General features: G+C 67.7%; 22 protein-coding genes. 6 read left to right on the forward strand and 16 right to left on the reverse strand.

What is annotated here, in order from left to right; genetic code table 11:
- Window positions 1–59: 59 nt before the first annotated feature.
- From AB0I34_RS38585 to AB0I34_RS38600, 4 genes are all read right to left on the reverse strand, one after another.
- Window positions 60–545 (reverse strand): hypothetical protein, encoded by a 486-nt coding sequence (locus AB0I34_RS38585; protein WP_360455643.1) that lies wholly within the window; start codon window positions 543–545, stop codon window positions 60–62.
- On the reverse strand, window positions 535–1038 hold the full coding sequence (locus tag AB0I34_RS38590) for a hypothetical protein (RefSeq protein WP_360455646.1): 504 nt from the start codon (window positions 1036–1038) through the stop codon (window positions 535–537). Before AB0I34_RS38590 ends, AB0I34_RS38585 begins: the two co-directional genes overlap by 11 nt.
- A gap of 39 nt (window positions 1039–1077) precedes the next feature.
- Window positions 1078–1599: a hypothetical protein gene (locus tag AB0I34_RS38595; RefSeq protein ID WP_360455649.1), complete on the reverse strand. Its 522-nt coding sequence runs from the start codon at window positions 1597–1599 to the stop codon at window positions 1078–1080.
- Between the two features lie 461 nt (window positions 1600–2060).
- Window positions 2061–2435 carry a hypothetical protein gene (locus AB0I34_RS38600; protein WP_360455652.1) on the reverse strand — a complete coding sequence of 125 codons (375 nt, stop codon included), beginning with the start codon at window positions 2433–2435 and terminating at the stop codon, window positions 2061–2063.
- Between the two features lie 492 nt (window positions 2436–2927).
- Between AB0I34_RS38600 and AB0I34_RS38605 the strand changes: the two genes are divergently transcribed.
- Window positions 2928–3860 (forward strand): isoprenyl transferase, encoded by a 933-nt coding sequence (locus AB0I34_RS38605; protein WP_360455655.1) that lies wholly within the window; start codon window positions 2928–2930, stop codon window positions 3858–3860.
- On the opposite strand, the gene AB0I34_RS38610 is transcribed toward AB0I34_RS38605, so the two are convergent.
- The 4 genes from AB0I34_RS38610 to AB0I34_RS38625 form a co-directional block, all read right to left on the reverse strand.
- Entirely contained in the window at window positions 3853–4497 is a 645-nt protein-coding gene (locus AB0I34_RS38610; protein ID WP_360455658.1) for a response regulator transcription factor, read from the reverse strand. The genes AB0I34_RS38605 and AB0I34_RS38610 overlap by 8 nt on opposite strands.
- Window positions 4494–5714 (reverse strand): sensor histidine kinase, encoded by a 1221-nt coding sequence (locus tag AB0I34_RS38615; RefSeq protein WP_360455661.1) that lies wholly within the window; start codon window positions 5712–5714, stop codon window positions 4494–4496. The genes AB0I34_RS38610 and AB0I34_RS38615 overlap by 4 nt, the downstream gene beginning before the upstream one ends.
- Window positions 5715–5812: 98 nt before the next feature.
- Window positions 5813–6622 (reverse strand): ABC transporter permease, encoded by an 810-nt coding sequence (locus tag AB0I34_RS38620; protein WP_360455664.1) that lies wholly within the window; start codon window positions 6620–6622, stop codon window positions 5813–5815.
- Window positions 6619–7497: an ABC transporter ATP-binding protein gene (locus AB0I34_RS38625; protein ID WP_360455667.1), complete on the reverse strand. Its 879-nt coding sequence runs from the start codon at window positions 7495–7497 to the stop codon at window positions 6619–6621. Before AB0I34_RS38625 ends, AB0I34_RS38620 begins: the two co-directional genes overlap by 4 nt.
- A gap of 226 nt (window positions 7498–7723) precedes the next feature.
- Between AB0I34_RS38625 and AB0I34_RS38630 the strand changes: the two genes are divergently transcribed.
- Window positions 7724–8818, forward strand: a complete 1095-nt coding sequence (locus tag AB0I34_RS38630) for an S-(hydroxymethyl)mycothiol dehydrogenase (protein ID WP_360455670.1) — start codon at window positions 7724–7726, stop codon at window positions 8816–8818.
- Here the strand turns inward: AB0I34_RS38630 and AB0I34_RS38635 are convergent.
- The 7 genes from AB0I34_RS38635 to AB0I34_RS38665 all read right to left on the reverse strand — a co-directional run bounded on the left by AB0I34_RS38635 (window position 8815) and on the right by AB0I34_RS38665 (window position 14186).
- Window positions 8815–9303 carry a GNAT family N-acetyltransferase gene (locus AB0I34_RS38635; protein ID WP_360455674.1) on the reverse strand — a complete coding sequence of 163 codons (489 nt, stop codon included), beginning with the start codon at window positions 9301–9303 and terminating at the stop codon, window positions 8815–8817. The genes AB0I34_RS38630 and AB0I34_RS38635 overlap by 4 nt on opposite strands.
- An 84-nt stretch (window positions 9304–9387) precedes the next feature.
- Window positions 9388–10362 (reverse strand): aldo/keto reductase, encoded by a 975-nt coding sequence (locus AB0I34_RS38640; RefSeq protein WP_360455678.1) that lies wholly within the window; start codon window positions 10360–10362, stop codon window positions 9388–9390.
- 76 nt (window positions 10363–10438) lie between these two features.
- Complete coding sequence (locus AB0I34_RS38645; RefSeq protein WP_360455681.1) at window positions 10439–10918, reverse strand: MerR family transcriptional regulator; 480 nt, start codon at window positions 10916–10918, stop codon at window positions 10439–10441.
- 59 nt (window positions 10919–10977) lie between these two features.
- On the reverse strand, window positions 10978–11373 hold the full coding sequence (locus AB0I34_RS38650) for a Fur family transcriptional regulator (protein WP_360455684.1): 396 nt from the start codon (window positions 11371–11373) through the stop codon (window positions 10978–10980).
- Window positions 11374–11434: 61 nt separating this feature from the next.
- Window positions 11435–12439 (reverse strand): metal ABC transporter permease, encoded by a 1005-nt coding sequence (locus AB0I34_RS38655; RefSeq protein WP_360455687.1) that lies wholly within the window; start codon window positions 12437–12439, stop codon window positions 11435–11437.
- Window positions 12436–13200, reverse strand: coding sequence for a metal ABC transporter ATP-binding protein (locus tag AB0I34_RS38660; protein ID WP_360455690.1), 765 nt, complete (start codon window positions 13198–13200; stop codon window positions 12436–12438). Before AB0I34_RS38660 ends, AB0I34_RS38655 begins: the two co-directional genes overlap by 4 nt.
- A complete protein-coding gene (locus tag AB0I34_RS38665) occupies window positions 13197–14186 on the reverse strand; it encodes a metal ABC transporter substrate-binding protein (RefSeq protein WP_360455693.1) in 990 nt (329 codons plus the stop codon). Before AB0I34_RS38665 ends, AB0I34_RS38660 begins: the two co-directional genes overlap by 4 nt.
- Before the next feature lie 52 nt (window positions 14187–14238).
- Between AB0I34_RS38665 and AB0I34_RS38670 the strand changes: the two genes are divergently transcribed.
- Both AB0I34_RS38670 and eboE read left to right on the forward strand, forming a co-directional pair.
- Window positions 14239–15537 carry a YibE/F family protein gene (locus AB0I34_RS38670; RefSeq protein WP_360455696.1) on the forward strand — a complete coding sequence of 433 codons (1299 nt, stop codon included), beginning with the start codon at window positions 14239–14241 and terminating at the stop codon, window positions 15535–15537.
- A gap of 111 nt (window positions 15538–15648) precedes the next feature.
- Entirely contained in the window at window positions 15649–16800 is a 1152-nt protein-coding gene (gene eboE, locus AB0I34_RS38675; protein ID WP_360455699.1) for a metabolite traffic protein EboE, read from the forward strand.
- Between the two features lie 47 nt (window positions 16801–16847).
- On the opposite strand, the gene AB0I34_RS38680 is transcribed toward eboE, so the two are convergent.
- Entirely contained in the window at window positions 16848–17156 is a 309-nt protein-coding gene (locus AB0I34_RS38680) for a DUF6703 family protein (RefSeq protein ID WP_360455702.1), read from the reverse strand.
- Window positions 17157–17189: 33 nt separating this feature from the next.
- Here AB0I34_RS38680 and AB0I34_RS38685 point away from each other — a divergent pair, with 33 nt between their 5' ends.
- Entirely contained in the window at window positions 17190–17480 is a 291-nt protein-coding gene (locus AB0I34_RS38685; protein ID WP_360455705.1) for an antibiotic biosynthesis monooxygenase family protein, read from the forward strand.
- 95 nt (window positions 17481–17575) lie between these two features.
- The gene (locus AB0I34_RS38690; protein ID WP_360455708.1) at window positions 17576–18961 is read left to right on the forward strand and encodes a glycine--tRNA ligase; all 1386 of its coding nucleotides are present in this window, start codon (window positions 17576–17578) and stop codon (window positions 18959–18961) included.

An 18961-nucleotide genomic window follows, 5' to 3' on the forward strand; every position in this document is an offset into this window, starting at 1 on the left:
GTGTGAAGCCTTCGACAAGCCACACCCCAACCGGAGGTTCTCCTCACGTCAACCCCAACTCACCTGCCACCAACGTCTTGTCCCGGTACATCTAGCTCGTTCCCACCCGACCCAGCCCCTCGCTCCCCAAACCGGTCAAGCCCCGGCTGCCGATCGTACGAACCCCGATTCAGCCGAGCACAAACATGCGCATAGATATCGTTCCGACCTCCCCGCGCCTTGACAGCCAACAACTCGCGCCGCGGCAACTCACCGGGCGCGGTCGGCCCGATCTCGCGGAACACCAGCCGGTAGTCGGCCTTCCGCTCCGGATCCGACTGCAGGTACGACGTCACGCAGTCCCGGAGGTCACCCTTCGCCGACTCGTAACCGAGTGCGTGGTGACCGTTCGCCGTCCCGGCCCGGAGCCGCTCGATCTCGCGCAGGACCTCGCGGTACAGCTGACGGTAGGAGCCCGCGCCCGCCTTCGCCTGCTGACGCAGGAAGTGCAGGTCCTGGTGGAACTTCTCGTGACCGACGATCAGGTACCTGGTGTCACCGCTCATCACTCGGCGGTCTCTCCCCGGCGCGAATCTCGTCAAGAAGCTCCCGCGTAAACGGATCGTTGGCCGCCCACTCGTCCAGATCCAGCGGCCGACTGCCTGGGAGTGGCTCGGTGGCGTAGGTGCGGACAGTCGGGTCGTCGACCACGCCCGCCGGCGGATGGTCGTCGCCCCTCAGATCGCGGTACTGAGTCGTCGACAGCACCACCGCTTCCGGCTCGCCACCTTCGCCCCACACCACCGGGACCGCACGCCCAGCACGAACTGCCTCCACCAACCCGTGCAACCGCTCCGACAGCACGTTCGGCTCGAGTACCACGCCCGGGATCTCGAACTTCTCGTCACCACCGAGGTCCTCGAACTCGTCGTACGTGAGCACCACCGCCTCCGGCGTACCGTCACCAAAGCTGAAGGCGCGCGTCCGCCCCGCCCGGAACCTCGCCAGTACGCCAGCCAGATCCGCACGAAGCTCATCAACGCCAAGCAGTCCACTCATGCTCTGAATGTATTCGTTCCGCGGCAACGAGAGCCCGAGTTATCCACAGCCACCCTTGGCCGGCGCCGCGACCTCGCCTCCATCAGGATCAACCAGCACAGGAATCGCCTCTCCAATCCGAAGCTGCGTGCCCGCCTGCTGGGTCATGGAGATCTGCCCGGTGTCGCCCAGCGTGCTTCGCCAGGTGATGTCCCATTGCGCGGTCGCAGTCACGGGGTAGGTGCACTTCGGCAACTCCCGCGAGGTCTTCTTGTACCGATGCCCGCAGTCCGGCGAGTCCTTGATCCCCATCGCCTTGTCGTACGGCGTACCTGGTCCCTCACACCGAACCGTGTTCCCATCCCCGAGCGCCCAGTTCACCGCCTTCACATGCGCGGTAGCCGTCACCGACAACCCCGGCACACTCGCACTCCGCACAATCGGACCCCAGGTGTTCTCCGTCTTCTCCACCCACAACCACACCGGCATGTTCACCAGCCCGATCTGCCCCACCCCAGGCGCCGACTTCACCAAAGGCGGAGCCAACTGCATAGCCGCCACCGCCCGATAAGCCAACGTCACCGGATCAATCACCACAGTGTCGGGTTCGCCCGGCAGCCACACCCACCTGGTAACTAAGTGCCGCCCCTGGTCGTATCCCTGCTCCCGAACGCAAGCCCAGATACTCCCGTCGGTATGGCCCTGCCAACGCGGGTCCTCAGGCGGCGGCTGGGGCTCCTCCCTCTGGAGGTAGCACTGCTGGCTGTTCGACCAGCTGCCGAACTCCCGATGGGTGCAAGCCTGCGGTCCACCATGGAATCGACATGTAGGTTTGCCTGCCTTGGCAGGTGCTCTTCCTTCGTCGCCCTCGTCGCCCTCGTCGCCGGGAGTGCCGAATCCTGAGATCGCGATGAAGGTGCACCTGCCACTGATTGGATTACAGACCTTCTTGTATCCCGGCGGATCGGCCTGGGATGACGGGGTGGTGACGGCCCAAAGCGTGGCGATGAAGATGCCGAAGGCGATAGCACGGGGCAGTCTGGTCAACATTTCCCAGCCACCTTGTCTTCGATGAGGAACCACATCTTTTCCGTCTGTCCCGTAGGAGGCGCAAACACCAGCCGAGAGAGAAAGCGGTGGCGGTCGCCGTCACTCGATCCGGCCGGGACCGGCTTCCCGGTCTTCTGGAAGCGCGTCGTCACCTTCGAACTGTCGATGCAGGTCGTGAGTTGTACCTCTGGCTGCGTCGCAGTCAGCTTGACTGCACGGATCGATGTAGACGCGACCTGGAGGCTTCCTACCTGGTACCAGTCGTTGTCCTGCTGGAAGTCAAGTTCCCCGAGAACGGAGATCAGCCAGGCGCCGCCATTGCCTGCTTTGAGGAGCTCCGCCCTGGTGGCTGTGGACGGGCTTTGCATCGCCTTGTCGACAGCTGCGCGAGCAATCGTGTACCTCGACCTAGCCGCGTCAATCGCCTCAAGTTCCTCTGGTGTCCAGGTTGGGGTCGAGGGAGCGGTGGGGGTTGGACTGGCGGTGGGGGACGTTGGAGTCGTGTTGGGCCGGCCTGCCTCGGGGGAGCCGTCGCAGGCGGTCAGTGCGCTGAGGGCACAGAGCGTCGCGACGGCGGTGGTGAGGGGGCGGCGGGTCATGCAGGGCTCCGATCTGGGGTTGCTGTTGGTGTAAGGGTGTCATACGGAGGGTGTTCGGCAGCCGGTTTTCCACAGGGGTGGGCGTGACGTTGCGTCGTTGACGCGGGGATTGTCCTCGACGTTGGTCCGCCTGGAGGCGGCCGGGGCAGGGGTGGGCGGCGGGTGCCTTGCCGTGGGCTTGGGCGCGGTCGGATGTGTCGTCGTGGTTGGTGGGCGCTACCCCCGAAGGCGGTGGGTGGGGGTGTGGGGGAGGATTTGGGTATGTCGCCTATTGGTCGTCGTCGTCGGGGTGTGGAGGGGTCGCGGGGGGAGAAGGTGGTGGTGGCGCCGGAGGCGCATCCGTCGGGGGCTGTGGTGCCGCGGGTGCCGAAGGAGCTGGTGCCGAAGCACGTGGCGATTGTCATGGATGGGAATGGGCGGTGGGCCAAGCAGCGGGGGTTGGCTCGGACGGAGGGGCACCGGGCGGGGGAGGCTTCGCTGCTGGATGTGATCAAGGGTGGGATCGAGATCGGGGTGAAGTACATCTCGGCGTACGCGTTCTCGACGGAGAACTGGGCGCGGTCGCCGGAAGAGGTGCGGTTCCTGATGGGGTTCAACCGTGAGGTGATCCATCGCCGGCGGGACGAGCTGGACGCGATGGGGGTCCGGGTGGTGTGGTCGGGCCGCCGGCCGCGGTTGTGGAAGAGCGTGATCGACGAGCTGGAGTACGCGCAGGAGCGGACCAAGGACAACGACACGATCACGCTGCAGTTCTGCGTGAACTACGGCGGCCGCGCCGAGATCGCCGACGCGATGCGCAAGATCGCGGTAGAAGTTGCCGAGGGCAAGCTCAAGCCGGGCCGGATTACCGAGCAGACGATTGCGCGGCATCTGTACGCGCCGGACATCCCCGAGGTCGACCTGTTCGTCCGGTCGTCGGGCGAGCAGCGGACGAGCAACTTCCTGGTCTGGCAGCTCGCGTACGCCGAGATGGTCTTCCTGGACACGTTGTGGCCGGACTTCGACCGTCGCGACCTGTGGCGCGCGATCGAGATCTACGCCCAGCGCGACCGCCGCTACGGCGGCGCCATCCCCAACGAGGTCAACCCCACGAGCGTCAACCCGACGGGCGTCAACCCGACGGGCGTCAACCCGACGGGCGTCAACCCGACGGGCGTCAACCCGACGGGCGTCAACCCGACGGGCGTCAAGTAGTACGAGGGTTAGGCAACAACCCGCGCTCGTAAGCGACCGTCACCGCGCGAGTCCGGTCGTCCACGTCGAGCTTGGTGAAGAGCCGCTGCAGATGCGTCTTCACCGTGGCCTCGCCGATGAACAGCTCCCGCCCGATCTCAGCGTTGCTCAAACCCCGCGCGACAGCCGCCAGCACCTCGAGCTCACGCGGTGACGGCTGCGCGACAGGCGGCGTACTAGGTGTACGCAACCGCGACATCAGCCGCGCCGCGACCGGAGGCGCCAGCACGGTCTCTCCACGCGCCGCCGCCCGGATCCCGTCCAGCAGATCGGCATGCGGAGTGTCCTTCAGCAGATACCCTGCCGCGCCCGCCTCGACCGCGTGCAGGATGTCGGTGTCGGTGTCGTACGTCGTCAGCACCAGCACGCGCGTCGACGGATACCCGGACACGATCGCCCCGGTGGCAGTGACCCCGTCCGTCCGCGGCATCCGCAGATCCATGAGTACGACGTCCGGCCGCGCCGACTCGACCAGCGCGAGGGCCTCCGAACCGTCGCCGGCCTCGCCGACCACCTCGATGTCCTCGGTGACGGAGAGCATGCCGGTCAGCCCGGACCGCACCACTGGATGGTCGTCGACCACCAGAACCCGAATCACACGTCCTCCTGACCAGCCGGCATCAACACCTGGACCCTGGTACCGCGGCCCGGCGCACTCTCCACCTGCACCGAACCCCCGGACTCCTCGACCCGCCCGCGCATCGCGGCGAGCCCGAAGCCCCCGGACACTGCTGCCGGCGCGAACCCGGACCCGTCGTCCCGGATCTCGATCCATACCCGGCCGTCGGACAACCCCAGCGTGATCAGGACCTGCGTCGCCCGCGCGTGCTTCCGTACGTTTGCCAGCGCCTCCTGAGCGGCCCGCAGTAGCACGACCTGCTGCGCCTGCGGCAGCGCCGCGACCTCCTCATCCGGCAGATCGAGCGACACCTGTACGTCGACACCGGTCTCGGCCGCGAACCGCTCGGCCTGCCGACGTAGTACCTCGGCCAACGTTGCCTCCGACAACGCGACCGGGGTGAACGCGGCAACCAGCGCGCGGGCCTCGGCGAGGTTCTCCCGGGCCGTGTCCTCGATCGCGGCCAACCGTGCCGCCGCTCCGTCCGTACCGCCGCGCTGGAGCTCGACGGCGGCCGCCTGGGCGAGCATCACGATGCTGGTCATACCCTGCGCGAGCGTGTCGTGGATCTCGCGGGCCATCCGTTCCCGCTCGGCCATCACGCCGGCGCTGTGGTGCGCCTCGGCCAGTTCGTCGCGGGCCGACTCCAGCTGCTCGATCAGCTCCGCCCGCTGCTCGCTCTGCGTGATCACCTTCTCGATCCAGATGCCGAACAGCAGGCTCACCACCAGGCTGACCAGCATCCACGGCAGGACCTCCCAGAACGTGTCCCAGCCCCACCCCGCGCTCCACAGCTGCGCGGCGCCGACCCCGATCACCAGCAGCACACTGAACGCCGCACCCTCGCGTACGTCCTCGCCGAGCAACCAGATCTGCGCCGACACGATGAACATCAGGAACACCGACTGCGGGAACAGCCCGACCAGCACCATCAGGCACGCGATCATGATCAATCGATAGGCATGCGACGGCAGCCGCCGCCGGGACCTGATCGCGGGCAGCCCGATGAACTGGTACGCCGCCCCGAGCACGACCACCGCGCCGACGAAGAAGGCACGCCGGACCGGGCTCAGGTCGACCGTGAAGGACACCGCCAGCGTCGTCGCCAGCAGGACCCAGAACACGACGTGCCAGCCGACCAGCGTGCGCGTCCAGACCGGCTGATCCACCCGCTTCGCCGTATCCACGGTCACCATCTTCCTCCACACCAGGACCCACACACGGGGTGCACCCCCGGCGGACACGGTACGGCGCCGGGCCACCGGGGCCGACGCCGTACCGGGGTGCTGCTTCATCAGCCCGCGTCCCGGCGGGTCCAGCGGAAGACGCGCTGGGCAACGAGGAGGCCGAGCACCAGCCAGACCGCCAGCACGATCGCACCGGTTCCGAGCTGCCACGAACCGCCCGGCTCGTTCACCTCGAACCCGTCCGGCAGGAACACCGACCGCATGCCCTGCGCGAGCCATTTCAGCGGGAAGATCTCCGCCACCGTGCGCATCCAGGCCGGCAGGCTGCTGTAGACGAAGTACACACCGGAGATGAACTGCAGCAGCAGGACCACCGGCGTCACCACCGCGGACGCGGCCCGGCCGGACTTCGGTACGACGGAGAACGCGATCCCCAGCACGCACCCGGACGCCGTACCGAGGATGAAGATCCAGACGAAGTTCAGCCACTTCTCCGGCTCGCTCGGGATGTCGACGCCGAGCAGCAGTCCGGCGATCGCGAGGAGCAGCCCGAACTGCAGGACCGAGGTGACCAGGACGACGCCGATCTTGCCGATGAAGTACGACTGGGAGGACATCGGCGTACCGCGCAGCCGCTTCAGCACGTCCTGGTCGCGCTCGATCGCGATGCCGATGGCCAGCGACTGGAAGCTGGTCAGGAAGATGCCGGAGGCAATCATTCCCGGGGTGAAGTAGGTGGCCGCGTCGACGCCGCCGGAGAAGTCGGTGCCGCTGAACACGGCGGAGAAGATGCCCAGGAAGATGATCGGGAAGAGGAACGTGAAGATCAGCTGCTCCCGCTCCCGGAAGAACTCCTTCACCTCCAGGCGGGTCCGCGAGACGCCGGTCTTGAGGGGGGAGGGCAACGCCGTGCTCATCGAACCGCTCCTTCCAGGACCGGAGCGGCCGCGACCGCCCCGATCAGGTCCAGGTAGATGTCTTCCAGGCTCGGCCGCCGTACCTGCAGCTCCGGCACCTCGCCGTCGTACTGGGCCATCAGGCGCGCGACTTCGGCGGTCGGGTGATCGGTGCGCACCTCGCGCATCCCGTCGGCGGACAGCCAGGAGACCCGTGCGGTCCTAGCGCCGCGCCCGCCGAGCGTGTCGGGCGTCGCGACCTCGATCATCCGGCCGTCGGCGATCACGGCGACCCGGTCGGCCAGGTGCTCGGCCTCGTCGAGGTAGTGGGTGGTGAGCAGGATGGTGGTGCCCTCGGTGCGCAGGTTCTCGATCAGCGTCCAGAACTGCCGGCGCGCCTCGGGGTCGAACCCGGTGGTCGGCTCGTCCAGGAACAGCAGTTCTGGGTTGCCGACGACGCCGAGCGCGACGTCGAGGCGGCGGCGCTGACCGCCGGACAACTTGCGGGTCCGGGTACGGCGCTTCTCCTCCAGACCGACCGCGGCGATCACCTCGTCGGGGTCACGCGGGTTCGGGTAGTACCCGGCGAAGTGGTGGACCAGCTCGGCGACGGACAGTTCGGCCTCGTCGCGGGAGGTCTGCGACACGATGCCGAGCCGCGCCCGCCACTGCCGGCCCCCGTGCGCCGGATCGGTGCCCAGCACGCTGACCTCACCCTCGTCGGCGTGGCGATACCCCTCCAGAATCTCCACGGTCGTCGTTTTGCCGGCGCCGTTCGGCCCGAGCAGGGCGAACACCTCACCGTGCTGGATGTCCAGGTCGACCCCGTCGACCGCCACCTTGTCCGGGTACCGCTTCACCAGCCCCCGCACCCTCACTGCGTTGTCTGTCTGCATGCCTCAACCTTCCCGTCCGCGCCCCGTGTCCCGGGAGCGTCGCCCGGCGGACTCTCTGTCCCCCGACCGGTGGACAGACCGTGTCCTACGGACAGGAGGTAGTGGGTCGGTGAGGGCAAACAGCGGTGAGATCAGGCGGGACGAGGGATATACGTAGACGACTACGTCCTGTTCTTAGGCACGCCGTGAGATGACGAGACCACCCGCGGCCGGTTAGCGTCTGGGCATGGCTCAGACGGTGCGTGGAGTAGTGGCGGCAGGCAAGGGCAAGCCGGTGTCGATCGAGGAGATCACGATTCCCGATCCCGGCCCGGGCGAGGCGGTGGTGAAGATCCAGGCGTGCGGTGTCTGCCACACGGACCTGCACTACCGGGAGGGTGGCATCAACGACGACTTCCCGTTCCTGCTCGGCCATGAGGCGGCAGGCGTGGTCGAGTCGGTCGGCGAGGGCGTCACGGACGTCGAGCCCGGGGACTTCGTCGTACTGAACTGGCGGGCCGTCTGCGGCAACTGCCGTGCCTGTCTGCGCGGCCGCCCGTGGTACTGCTTCAACACCCACAATGCCAAGCAGAAGATGACGCTCAAGGACGGCACCGAGCTGAGCCCGGCGCTCGGCATCGGCGCATTCGCCGACAAGACCCTCGTCGCGGCCGGCCAGTGCACCAAGGTCGACCCTGCCGCCAAGGCCGAGGTAGCCGGCCTGCTCGGGTGCGGCGTGATGGCCGGCCTCGGCGCCGCCATCAACACCGGGAACGTCGGCCGCGGAGACAGCGTCGCTGTGATCGGCTGCGGTGGCGTTGGTACGGCGGCCGTGGTCGGCGCCCGGCTCGCGGGCGCGGCGAAGGTGATTGCCCTCGACATCGACGAGCGCAAGCTCGCGGTGGCCCGGGAACTGGGTGCGACCCACGCGATCAACTCCAAGGACCTCGACCACGACGGTGTCGTCGAGGCAGTCCAGGAGTTGACCGGTGGGTTCGGGGCGGACGTGGTGATCGACGCGGTCGGCCGGCCCGAGACCTGGAAGCAGGCGTTCTACGCCCGCGACCTGGCCGGCACCGTCGTGCTGGTCGGTGTACCGACGCCGGACATGACGCTCGACATGCCGCTGCTCGACTTCTTCGGCCGCGGCGGTTCACTCAAGTCGAGCTGGTACGGCGACTGCCTGCCGAGCCGCGACTTCCCGCTGCTGATCGACCTCCACCTGCAGGGCCGGCTCCCACTGGACCGGTTCGTCTCCGAGACGATCGCCCTGGACGAGGTCGAGGCCGCGTTCACCAAGATGCACCACGGCGACGTACTGCGCTCGGTGGTCGTGTTCTAGGCGACCTTGAACGAGATCCACACGTCGGGCTTCGCGTCGGGCTTGCCCGGGATCGAGCGGCGCTCCTGGGTCCAGACGTCGCCGGAGACCGCGGTGGCGACGCGCTGCCAGAAGCGGACGGCCTTCTCGTTGTTGTCCTGGAACGCGACGTCACAGGGGCCAGGGTGGTGTGAGAGTACGTCCAGCACCGCACGCAGTCCCAGACCGTTGCGCCGGACCGGCCGCACCATGAAGAAGGCGTTCAGGACATGCACCGGTTGTTGCAGCGCCCGCATGAAGCAGAAGCCGATCGGGCTCTCGCCGTCGGTGAACAGGTACCCGGCCCATTCCGGGTCCCCGGTCAGCACCTTCTCCAGCCACTCGGTCCGGTAGCTCCCGTCCGGCCGGGGCAGCTGGCCCTGGAACTCGGACATGTCATGCCGGAACAGCAGCCACAACCTCTCCATCACGACCCGGTCCTCCGCGGTGGCACGCCGTACGAACATTGATCTCCTCAAGGGTGTGAGAACGCAGAAAAGCCTCCCGCCGGAAGAAGATCCGGTACGGAAGGCTTACTGCAGAGCAGTTTATCAGGCCCGCGACGCGGTGCTGCGCTCGACCCAGCTCATGTCCGGGTAGCGAGCGCCTGCCGGCGTGAGCCCGGACAGCGAGGCGAGGTCCTCGCCGGAGAGCTTCAGGTCGACCGCGGCCCAGTTCTCCTCCAGGTAGCGGCGCTGCTTCGTCCCCGGGATCGGCACCACGTCATTGCCCTGTGCAAGCACCCAGGCGAGTGCCACCTGGCCCGGCGTCGCGTCGTACTGCTGGGCGATCGCGCGGACCTTCTCCACCAGCTCGAGGTTCGCCTCGAGGTTCTCACCGGTGAAGCGGGGGAGCGTACGCCGGAAGTCGTCGTCCGCGAGGTCCGTTGGCAGTGCGCCCGTGAGCAGGCCGCGGCCGAGCGGCGAGTACGGCACGATCCCGATGCCGAGCTCCCGGCAGACCGGCAGCACCGCTTCCTCGATGTCGCGACTGAACAGCGACCACTCGGACTGCACCGCCGTGATCGGGTGGACCGCGTGCGCACGCCGGATGGTGTCCGCCGAGGCCTCCGACAACCCTAGGTACCGCACCTTCCCGGCCTCGACCAGCTCCGCCATCGCCCCGACCGTCTCCTCGATCGGTACGTCGGGGTCCGCGCGGTGCTGGTAGTACAGCTCGACGTGGTCGACGCCGAGCCGGGACAGCGACGCGTCGATCGACGACCGCACGTACTCGGGTGAGCCGTTCACGGCGCTGCGAGCGGCGGCGCGGGGATCGCCGACGATGCCGAACTTGGTCGCCAGGAACACCTCGTCCCGGCGATCGGCGATCGACCGGCCGACCAGCTCCTCGTTCGCGCCGAAGCCGTACAGGTCGGCGGTGTCGAGGAACGTGATGCCGAGATCGAGGGCACGGTGCAGTGTTGCGATCGACTCGGGGTCGTCGGGGGTGCCGTACGCGAAGCTCATTCCCATGCAGCCCAGTCCCAGCCGGCTGACCTCGGCTCCAGTGCTTCCCAGTTTCATCTCTCTGCTCCCAAAGGTGGCATGGCTCCGCCCACCGAAGGACTCGTGAGCGTCCGTCGGCCGGGCGAAAGGTGATTTACGGTTCGGCGGTGCCGCCGTACACGGTGATCTTGTAGTCGGTCACTGCCAGCGCGAGCTGCAGATCGTGCAACTGCTGCTTGATCCTGGCCCGGTGCTCCTCCATCAGGGCGAGCCGCTGCGGCCCCGTGTGCTCGCCCTCCTCGACCAGGTCGAGGTAGTGGCTGACCGTGCCGATCGGCATGCCGGACACGCGCAGCCTGGTGACGAACACGATCCGGGCCAGCGCCCGCCGGTCGTAGCTGCGGTAGCCGGTGTCGTCGCGCTCCACGCGGACGAGTCCGATCCGTTCGTAGTACCGCAGTGTGTGGGCGGTGAGCCCGGTGACGTCCGCGGCCTCGGCGATGGTCATCCGCTCGGGCAGGTCGTCCGGCAGATCGAGCAGGCACAGCAGGTCGGCGTCGATCGGCTCCGGGCCCCCGTGGTGAGCGGCGATCGCCTGCCAGCGTTCCTGTGCGGTCAGCTCGGTCGTGGTCATGTCTTCGACCGTACGCCTTAGAGCGCGCTCAAACGCAAAGGTGACCTGGCCCACACTGCTCAGGCAGGCTGCTGGCAGTCCCCGCAGGTGCCGAAGATCTCCAGCGTGTGGCTGATGTCCGCGTAGCCGTGCTCGGCCGCGACCTTGTCGGCCCAGCGTTCCACCGCCGGCCCCTCGACCTCGACGGTGCGGCCGCAGTTGCGGCAGACCAGGTGGTGGTGATGACCCTTGGAGCAGCGCCGGTACGCCGTTTCGCCGTCGGCGGTCCGGAGTACGTCGACCTCCCGCGAGTCGGCCAGCGCCTGGAGGGTCCGGTAGACAGTGGTCAGGCCGACGGCCTCACCGGAGGACCGGAGCTCCTGGTGGATCTCCTGGGCGGTCCGGAAGTCGTCGAGATTGTCGAGCGCCGACGCTACCGCCGCACGCTGACGGGTCGAGCGTGTTCCGATGGCCACCGTTCCTCCTGTTCTCTGGTCCGCGTCAATTCTCGCAGAAGTCGGCAAGTCAGCATTCATATCAGTGCTCGTCCCAATGGTCACCGTGCGCGGCGTGCAGATGACCGTCGTGGACATAGTCGACGTGGTCGTCGTGTTCAACCTTGGTGTGGCCGCACTGCGGATTGTGCGCATGTGGGTGCCCGGCGCTCACGACATGCGGCTCCGGCGCCGGTACGCCGACCTCCGGTTCCGCGTCGGCCAGTGGCGCGACCCGGCCCTGCCGGCGGCGGATCAAGGTGCCGGCCGTTGCCGCCACCACGAACCCGGCCAGGGCCAGTACGACGATGGTCGCGCCCGGAGCGACGTTCGCGTTGTACGACGTGACGATGCCGGCCAGACAGGCGACGACACCGATGACACACGCCGTGACGAACGTACTGCGGAACGACCGGGTGATCTGCTGTGCCGTCGCCACCGGGACGACCATGAGTGCGCTCACCAACAGCAGGCCGACAGTCCGCATCGCCACCGTCACAGTGACAGCGGCCATGACTGCGATGAGCAGGTTGAGCAGTTGGACCCGCAGGCCGGTCACCCGGGCGAACTCCTCGTCCTGGCACACCGCGAACAACTGCGGGCCCAGTCCGATGGCCACCACCAGGACGGTCACAGCCAGTCCGACGACGACGTACAGGTCGCTGGACGAGACTGTGGTCAGCGAGCCGAACAGATAGGTGTTCAGGGTGGCCGCACCTTGGCCCGCGAGGCCGATCAGCAGTACACCGCCCGCGATGCCGCCATAGAAGAGGAGAGCGAGGGCGACGTCGCCACTGGCCTTCCCGCGAGCCCGGACGAGCTCGATCGCCGTGGCGCCCGCGATGGACACGATGACCGCGGTGAACACCGGAGCGGTGCCGGTGAGCAGGCCGAGCGCCACACCGGTGATCGCGATGTGCCCGATGCCGTCGCCCATCAGCGACAACCGCCGCTGCACCAGGTAGGTGCCGATAGCAGGCGCGGACAGTCCGGTGAGCAACCCGGCGATCAGCGCCCGCTGCATGAACTCCAGTTGGAACATGGTCATGAGGTGAGCCACCCCGGTTCGTCGCCGCCGTGTGAGTGGTGGACGTGGGCGTGGGTCTGGGAGGCGTGCGGCGGGCCGTCGTACACGATCCGGCCGCGGCGCAGGACGACGGACCGGTCGATCAGCGCGTCCATCGGGCCGAGGTCGTGGCTCACCATCACCACCGTGGTGCCGCGCGCGACCCGGTCCCGGATCGCGTCGGCGAAGATCTGCTGGCTGGCGAGGTCCACTCCTGCCGTCGGCTCGTCGAGGACGAGCAGCTCCGGGTCGGACACCAGCGCTCGCGCGATCAGGACCCGCTGCTGCTGCCCACCGGACAGCTCCGCCACGGCGTCCTTGCGCCGGTCGGCCATGTCGACGATCCGCAGCGCGTCCTCGACTGCCTGCTTGCCGGGCGCGTGCATCGGAGTGAACAGCCGCCGCTGCGACAGCAGTCCGGACGACACCACTTCGTACACGGTCGCCGGTACGCCGCCTGCCGCGGTGATCCGCTGTGGGACGTATCCGATCCGCTTCCACTGCCGGAAGCGGGGGACCGGCGTACCGAAGAGGCGGACCTGTCCGCGGGCCGCGGGCAGCAGACCGACGACGGTCCGGATCAGGGTGGACTTGCCGGAGCCGTTGGTGCCGAGGACGGCGACCACCTCGCCCTGGCGGATCTGCAGGTCGACGCCGCGCAGGATCAGCCGGCCACCCAGCTCGACCGATAGATCGGCGACCTGGACGGCCGGCGGAGCGGAGTCCGGTGGTTGTGATGTCACGCGCAGCTGTTCGCCTTCCGGAGCTCCTGCAGGTTCTCCCGCATCAGGGTCAGGTACGTCTCCTGCGAGTTCGCGTCGGACAGGCCCTCGATCGGGCTCAGTACGGCGGTCTGTACGCCGACGTCACGGGCGATCGTCTCGGCCACCTTCGGGCTGACCAGCTCCTCGTAGAAGATCGTGGTCACCTTCTGTGCCGTCACGATGTCCTGGACCTCCTTGATCCGGGCCGGGGTCGGCTCGGCGTCCGGGGTGAACCCGGCGATGCCGACCATCGTCAGACCGTATCGCTTCGCGAGGTAGGCGAAGGCCTCGTGGCTGGTCACGAAGGTCTTGAGCCGGCAGTTGGCCAGGCCGGTCTTGTACTCGGTGTCGAGCTTGCCGATGTCGGCGAGCAGGGCCTTCGACCGCTCCTGGTAGCCCGCCGCGTTCGCGCTGTCGGTGGCGACCAGTTTGTCGGTGACCGCCTTGACGACGTCGGCGTACCGGAGCGGGTCCAGCCAGAAGTGTGGGTCGAGCGCGTCGTCGGTGTGCGCGGCGGGGGCGACGTACGCCGCCGGCGTGACCGTGTCGCCCGGCGTGGCCGCGCCCTGGGTCTCGTCGTGCTCCTCGAAGTCCGCGCCGGTCGCCTCCAGCTTGGCCGCCGGGGCAACGTCGAAGCCGGCGTCCTTGGCGTTCTGCTCGACCGCCTCGTCGACCGCCGGCTGCAGGCTCTTCTCGTAGACGACGAGCTTCGCCGATGCGATCGTGCCGACCTGCTTGGGGGTGAGTTCGAGATCGTGCGGCTCGACACCAGGTGCGGTCAGGGTGGTCACGTGCACCGCGTCACCCCCCACTGTGCGGGCGATGAACTCGAGCGGGTAGAACGATGCCACGACGTCGAGCTTGCCGTCAGCAGAGCCGCTGACGGACGAGCCGCCGCACCCGGCCAGGGTGACGGCAGCCAGGGCGGTGGCGCCGGCGATGACAGCACGAAGACGAGATCTCATGACAATCATTTTCATTTAGTTGGAACTGATTGTCAAAACAGGGAGTTCATCCATGGCCAGTCGCAGCGTTGGACGCCGCCGTGCCGACCGTCGTCCCAACCGCCGCCGGAAGATCGATATTCCGCAGGGTCACGGGCATGGACACGGTCACGGGCATGGCGATCACGTGGTGGATACCTCGGTGGTCGACTCGGATGCGATCGTCGCCCGCCGCGTCCGCATTGTGGTCGCGGCGGTCCTCGCGCCCCTGCTCGCGGCCGCGGTGATCGCCATGATCGTGATGTGGCCCGGCGGCGGCGTGAAGGTCGCGTCGTACCAGACCGACTCGGCCAGGGGCGAGGTCACCGCGCTGAAGCCGTGCGCCGAGCAGAAGGATCAGTGCGACGAGGCCACGGTGAAGCTGACCAGCGGGCCGGACCAGGGCAAGTCGGTGCCGGTCCAAGTGCCGAAGGCAGGCCAGGCTCCGCTGAAGATCGAGGTCGGGCAGTCCTTGATGCTCGGTATTCAGAAGGGTGCCCCGCTCGAGCAGCGCTACCAGTACGTCGACCACGACCGGACGATGCCGTTGCTCCTGCTGGCCGCGATCTTCGCGGTCGCCGTGGTGGCGCTGTCGAGATGGCGTGGTTTCGCGGCCTTGATCGCGCTGGCGGTCACCGCGGTCACGCTGACCCAGTTCATCCTGCCCGCGATCCTGAAGGGCTCGAATCCACTGCTGGTCGCGGTCGTCGGCGGAGCCGTGATCATGGCGATCGCGCTGTTCCTCACGCATGGGATCAATGCCGAGAGTTCGATCGCCTTGTCCGGGACGATTGCGGCCTTGGGCCTGACCGTGGTGCTCGGCTGGTTCTTCACCAAGTTCTGCCAACTGAGTGGACTGGCGTCGGAGGGTGCCTCCGGGGTGCAGGCTCTAGTGCCCGGCGTTGACCTGAAGGGATTGCTGGTGGCCGGCATCGTCATCGGGGCGCTCGGCGTACTCGATGACGTGACTGTCACGCAGGCCGCGGCGGTCTGGGAACTGTCCGCTGCGAACCCGGCCGCGACCCGGCGTGAGCTGGTCGGTGCGGGCCTGCGGATCGGCCGCGCCCATGTCGCGTCGGTCGTCAACACACTTGTGCTCGCGTACGCCGGTGCCTCGTTGCCGGTGCTGATGACCTTCGCGATCCAAGGTGTTCCCGGCCGGTACGTGATCTCGACCGAGATGGTGGCCATGGAGATCGTTCGCGGCCTGGTCGGCAGCCTCGGCATCATCGCCGCGGTCCCGCTCACGACGGCCCTGGCCGCGATGGCGGTGGCCGATCGTTCCCGCGACCTGATCTCGACCGAGCCCGAGCGCGTTCACGAACCGGTATAGCTGCGCACCATCCTCTTCCCCCGGGAGCACGTGGCTCCTAGAGTGCTGAGTAGGTCACGGAAAGTCCGCTCGCAATTACCTTCCGTGGCTGCAACGGAGTGAGGAGTGCTGATGAGATTTCGGCATCGGGACGGCTCCGCCGTTCACCTGGGGTACTGCGCGAACGTCCATCCGGCCGGCGATCTGGACGGCGTGATCGCCGGTCTCGACGGCTGCGCGTCTTTGGTTCGCAAGGAGTTGGACGTGCCGGTGCTCGGTGTCGGCCTGTGGTTCCCGAGCCCGCTGGCCGACCGATTGGCGAACTCGCCGGCCGCGCTCAACAGGCTGCGCCGGGCGCTCGCTCGCAACCAGCTCGAAGTCGTCACGTTGAACGGGATCCCGCACAGCTACTTCACCGAGGAGATCGTCGGTACCAGGGTCTACTGCCCGGACTGGACCGAGCCGGAGCGGCTCCGCTACACCCTCGACCTGGTCGATGTCCTGGCCGAGTTGCTCCCGGACGATGCGGCGTACGGCTCGATCTCGACGCTGCCGCTCGCCTGGCGGGTGCCGTGGTCGAAGGCCCGCAACGCCGCGGCGCGGGAGGCGTTCGACCGGGTCGAGCGGCATCTCACCCGGACCGAGGCGCGCACGGGCCGCCGGATCCGGATCGCGGTCGAACCCGAACCGGGCTGCGTCCTGGAGATGCTCGGCCAGGCCGCCGCCTGGCTCAGCCGCTATGCCAGCCCGTACGCCGGGGGCTCGGCGATCGGACTGGGATTCGACACCTGCCATCTGGCTGTGCAGTTCGAGGAACCCGATCGTGGCTTCGAAACGCTGTGGCGAGCGGGCATCGATGTGGTGAAGGCGCAGCTGTCCGCGGCGCCCCAGCTCGCAGATCCGTCCGACTACTCGGGGCGTCGAGCGCTCGCGAAGCTGGGTGATCCGAAGTACCTGCGTCAGGTCCGGGAGTGGTGCGGTCCCGGCGTTGACGACGTCGAGCTGGCCTACCAGTTGTCGGGTCATGCGGCCTGGCGGATGCATGCGCATGTCCCTGTGTACAAGGCGTTACCGCCTCCGCTCACCGGCACGAACGGCGTACTCGACGACTGCTTGAACCGCCTCGTTGGTGGTGGTCACCCGTTGACGCACCATCTGGAGTCGGAGGTCTACACCTGGCCGCGGATGCCACGGACGCAGGAGAAACTGGCCGAACGCATCGCGGCAGAACTCGGCTGCCTTCGCAAACACCTGCTGGGCCTGGGACTCGAGGCCTCAGGCTGAGCTCAGCGGGCAGGAAGGTGCCCGAGGCAACGACCGGCTGGCCGGGCTCAGCTGCTGGCGATCTTGGAGACCGCGAAGAGCAGGATGATCAGGATCGAGAACACGCGCAGGAACCGCGGACCGGTGCCGACGGCGGGCCAGGACAGGAACCCGAGCCAGGCCAGCAGCAGCGCGAGCAGGATCAGCGCCGGTATCGCGATCACCAGCGGAGCGAAGACTCCGGCCAGGGCCAGCACCAGCGTGATGGCGGGGAGGGTAAGGGTGGGCATCCCGTGCAGCTTCGCCACGTACGGGTAACTGAACTTCGTGATCCGCTGCCGGAGCGGACTCGCCGGCTGACCGCTGGGGGAACTCATCTCCCCATTGTTCCAGGTCTTACAGTGGACCCCGTGTTCGTGGTGATCAGGTTCCGGGTGGAACCAGGGGAGCAGCCGGGGTTTTTCGAGCGGCTACGGGGCGCGGTCGAGGTGCTGGGGAAGCAGAAGGGGTTCGTCGCCGCCCGGGCCGGGCGGAACGCGGACGACCCGGAACTGCTCGCCTTGACGATGGAATGGGAGAACATCGGCAGTTACCGTCGCGCACTGTCGCCGTACGAGGTGAAAGTGGCCGCCGTCCCGCTGCTGTCCCAGGCGATCGACGAGCCCACCGCGTACGACGACGTACCCGAGTTCATGCCGTAGCAGCGGTCGTTCGGCCGGATGCGACGGTGGCCGCCCCGGACCGATAGCCTGGACCCTTCGTACCGCAACCCGTGCCCGTTATCTGGAGTCGAAAAGTGCCCGTGGAAACCGTCGATGCCGTCGTCAGCCTCAGCAAGCGGAGAGGCTTCGTGTACCCGTGCGGCGAGATCTACGGCGGAACCAAGTCGGCCTGGGACTACGGGCCGCTGGGTGTGGAGCTGAAGAACAACGTCCGGACCCAGTGGTGGCGGGCGATGGTGACGAGTCGTGACGACATCGTCGGCCTGGACTCCTCGGTGATCCTGCCGACCAAGGTCTGGGAGGCGTCCGGGCACCTGTCGGAGTTCGTCGACCCCCTGACCGAGTGCCAGTCGTGCCACAAGCGGTTCCGCGACGACCACCTGCGCGAGGACTACGCCCGGCGGAAGAACAAGGACGTCGACGACGTCAAGCTGGCCGAGATCGCCTGCCCGAACTGCGGCAACAAGAACACCTTCACCGAGCCGCGGATGTTCAACGGCCTGCTGAAGACCTACCTCGGCCCGGTCGAGTCCGAGGAGGGCCTGCACTACCTCCGCCCGGAGACCGCGCAGGGCATCTTCATCAACTTCGCGAACGTAATGGGCACGGCCCGGAAGAAGCCGCCGTTCGGCATCGCCCAGGTCGGCAAGAGCTTCCGCAACGAGATCACCCCGGGCAACTTCATCTTCCGGACCCGCGAGTTCGAGCAGATGGAGATGGAGTTCTTCGTCGTACCGGGCTCGGACGAGGAGTGGCACGAGTACTGGCTGAAGACCCGCTGGGACTGGTACGTCGGCCTCGGGCTGAACCCGGACAACATGCGGTTCTACGAGCACCCGAAGGAGAAGCTGAGCCACTACTCGAAGCGCACCGTCGACATCGAGTACAAGTTCAACTTCGGCGGCAAGGAGTTCGACGAGCTCGAGGGCATCGCGAACCGGACCGACTTCGACCTGTCCACCCACTCCAAGCACTCCGGTGCCGACCTGTCGTACTTCGACCAGGAGAAGGGCGAGCGCTGGACGCCGTACGTGATCGAGCCGGCCGCCGGCCTGACCCGCAACGTGCTCGCGTTCCTGCTCGACGCCTACACCGAGGACGAGGCGCCGAACGCGAAGGGCGGCGTGGACAAGCGCACGGTGCTGCGGTTCGACCCGCGGCTGGCGCCGGTGAAGGCCGCCGTACTGCCGCTGTCGCGCAACGCCGAGCTGTCCCCGAAGGCGAAGGACCTGGCCGCCGAGCTGCGGAAGAACTGGAACGTCGACTTCGACGACGCCGGTGCGATCGGCCGGCGCTACCGCCGGCAGGACGAGATCGGTACGCCGTACTGCATCACCGTCGACTTCGACACCCTCGACGACCAGGCCGTGACGATCCGGGAGCGCGACTCGATGAAACAGGAACGGGTGGCCCTCACCGAAGTCACCGGCTACCTCGCCCAGCACCTGGTCGGCTGCTGA

The sequence above is a fragment of the Kribbella sp. NPDC050281 genome (assembly GCF_040655855.1).
In the GTDB taxonomy this organism is placed as follows: Bacteria; Actinomycetota; Actinomycetes; order Propionibacteriales; family Kribbellaceae; genus Kribbella.

Bases quoted from the DNA above. Each gene is read 5' to 3' on its own strand.
- AB0I34_RS38585 (WP_360455643.1), bottom strand. From the start codon at position 545: ATGAGCGGTGACACCAGGTACCTGATCGTCGGTCACGAGAAGTTCCAC.
- AB0I34_RS38590 (WP_360455646.1), bottom strand. From the start codon at position 1,038: ATGAGTGGACTGCTTGGCGTTGATGAGCTTCGTGCGGATCTGGCTGGC.
- AB0I34_RS38600 (WP_360455652.1), bottom strand. From the start codon at position 2,435: ATGCAAAGCCCGTCCACAGCCACCAGGGCGGAGCTCCTCAAAGCAGGC.
- AB0I34_RS38605 (WP_360455655.1), top strand. From the start codon at position 2,928: ATGTCGCCTATTGGTCGTCGTCGTCGGGGTGTGGAGGGGTCGCGGGGG.
- AB0I34_RS38615 (WP_360455661.1), bottom strand. From the start codon at position 5,714: ATGGTGACCGTGGATACGGCGAAGCGGGTGGATCAGCCGGTCTGGACG.
- AB0I34_RS38620 (WP_360455664.1), bottom strand. From the start codon at position 6,622: ATGAGCACGGCGTTGCCCTCCCCCCTCAAGACCGGCGTCTCGCGGACC.
- AB0I34_RS38625 (WP_360455667.1), bottom strand. From the start codon at position 7,497: ATGCAGACAGACAACGCAGTGAGGGTGCGGGGGCTGGTGAAGCGGTAC.
- AB0I34_RS38630 (WP_360455670.1), top strand. From the start codon at position 7,724: ATGGCTCAGACGGTGCGTGGAGTAGTGGCGGCAGGCAAGGGCAAGCCG.
- AB0I34_RS38635 (WP_360455674.1), bottom strand. From the start codon at position 9,303: ATGTTCGTACGGCGTGCCACCGCGGAGGACCGGGTCGTGATGGAGAGG.
- AB0I34_RS38640 (WP_360455678.1), bottom strand. From the start codon at position 10,362: ATGAAACTGGGAAGCACTGGAGCCGAGGTCAGCCGGCTGGGACTGGGC.
- AB0I34_RS38645 (WP_360455681.1), bottom strand. From the start codon at position 10,918: ATGACCACGACCGAGCTGACCGCACAGGAACGCTGGCAGGCGATCGCC.
- AB0I34_RS38655 (WP_360455687.1), bottom strand. From the start codon at position 12,439: ATGACCATGTTCCAACTGGAGTTCATGCAGCGGGCGCTGATCGCCGGG.
- AB0I34_RS38665 (WP_360455693.1), bottom strand. From the start codon at position 14,186: ATGAGATCTCGTCTTCGTGCTGTCATCGCCGGCGCCACCGCCCTGGCT.
- AB0I34_RS38670 (WP_360455696.1), top strand. From the start codon at position 14,239: ATGGCCAGTCGCAGCGTTGGACGCCGCCGTGCCGACCGTCGTCCCAAC.
- eboE (WP_360455699.1), top strand. From the start codon at position 15,649: ATGAGATTTCGGCATCGGGACGGCTCCGCCGTTCACCTGGGGTACTGC.
- AB0I34_RS38680 (WP_360455702.1), bottom strand. From the start codon at position 17,156: ATGAGTTCCCCCAGCGGTCAGCCGGCGAGTCCGCTCCGGCAGCGGATC.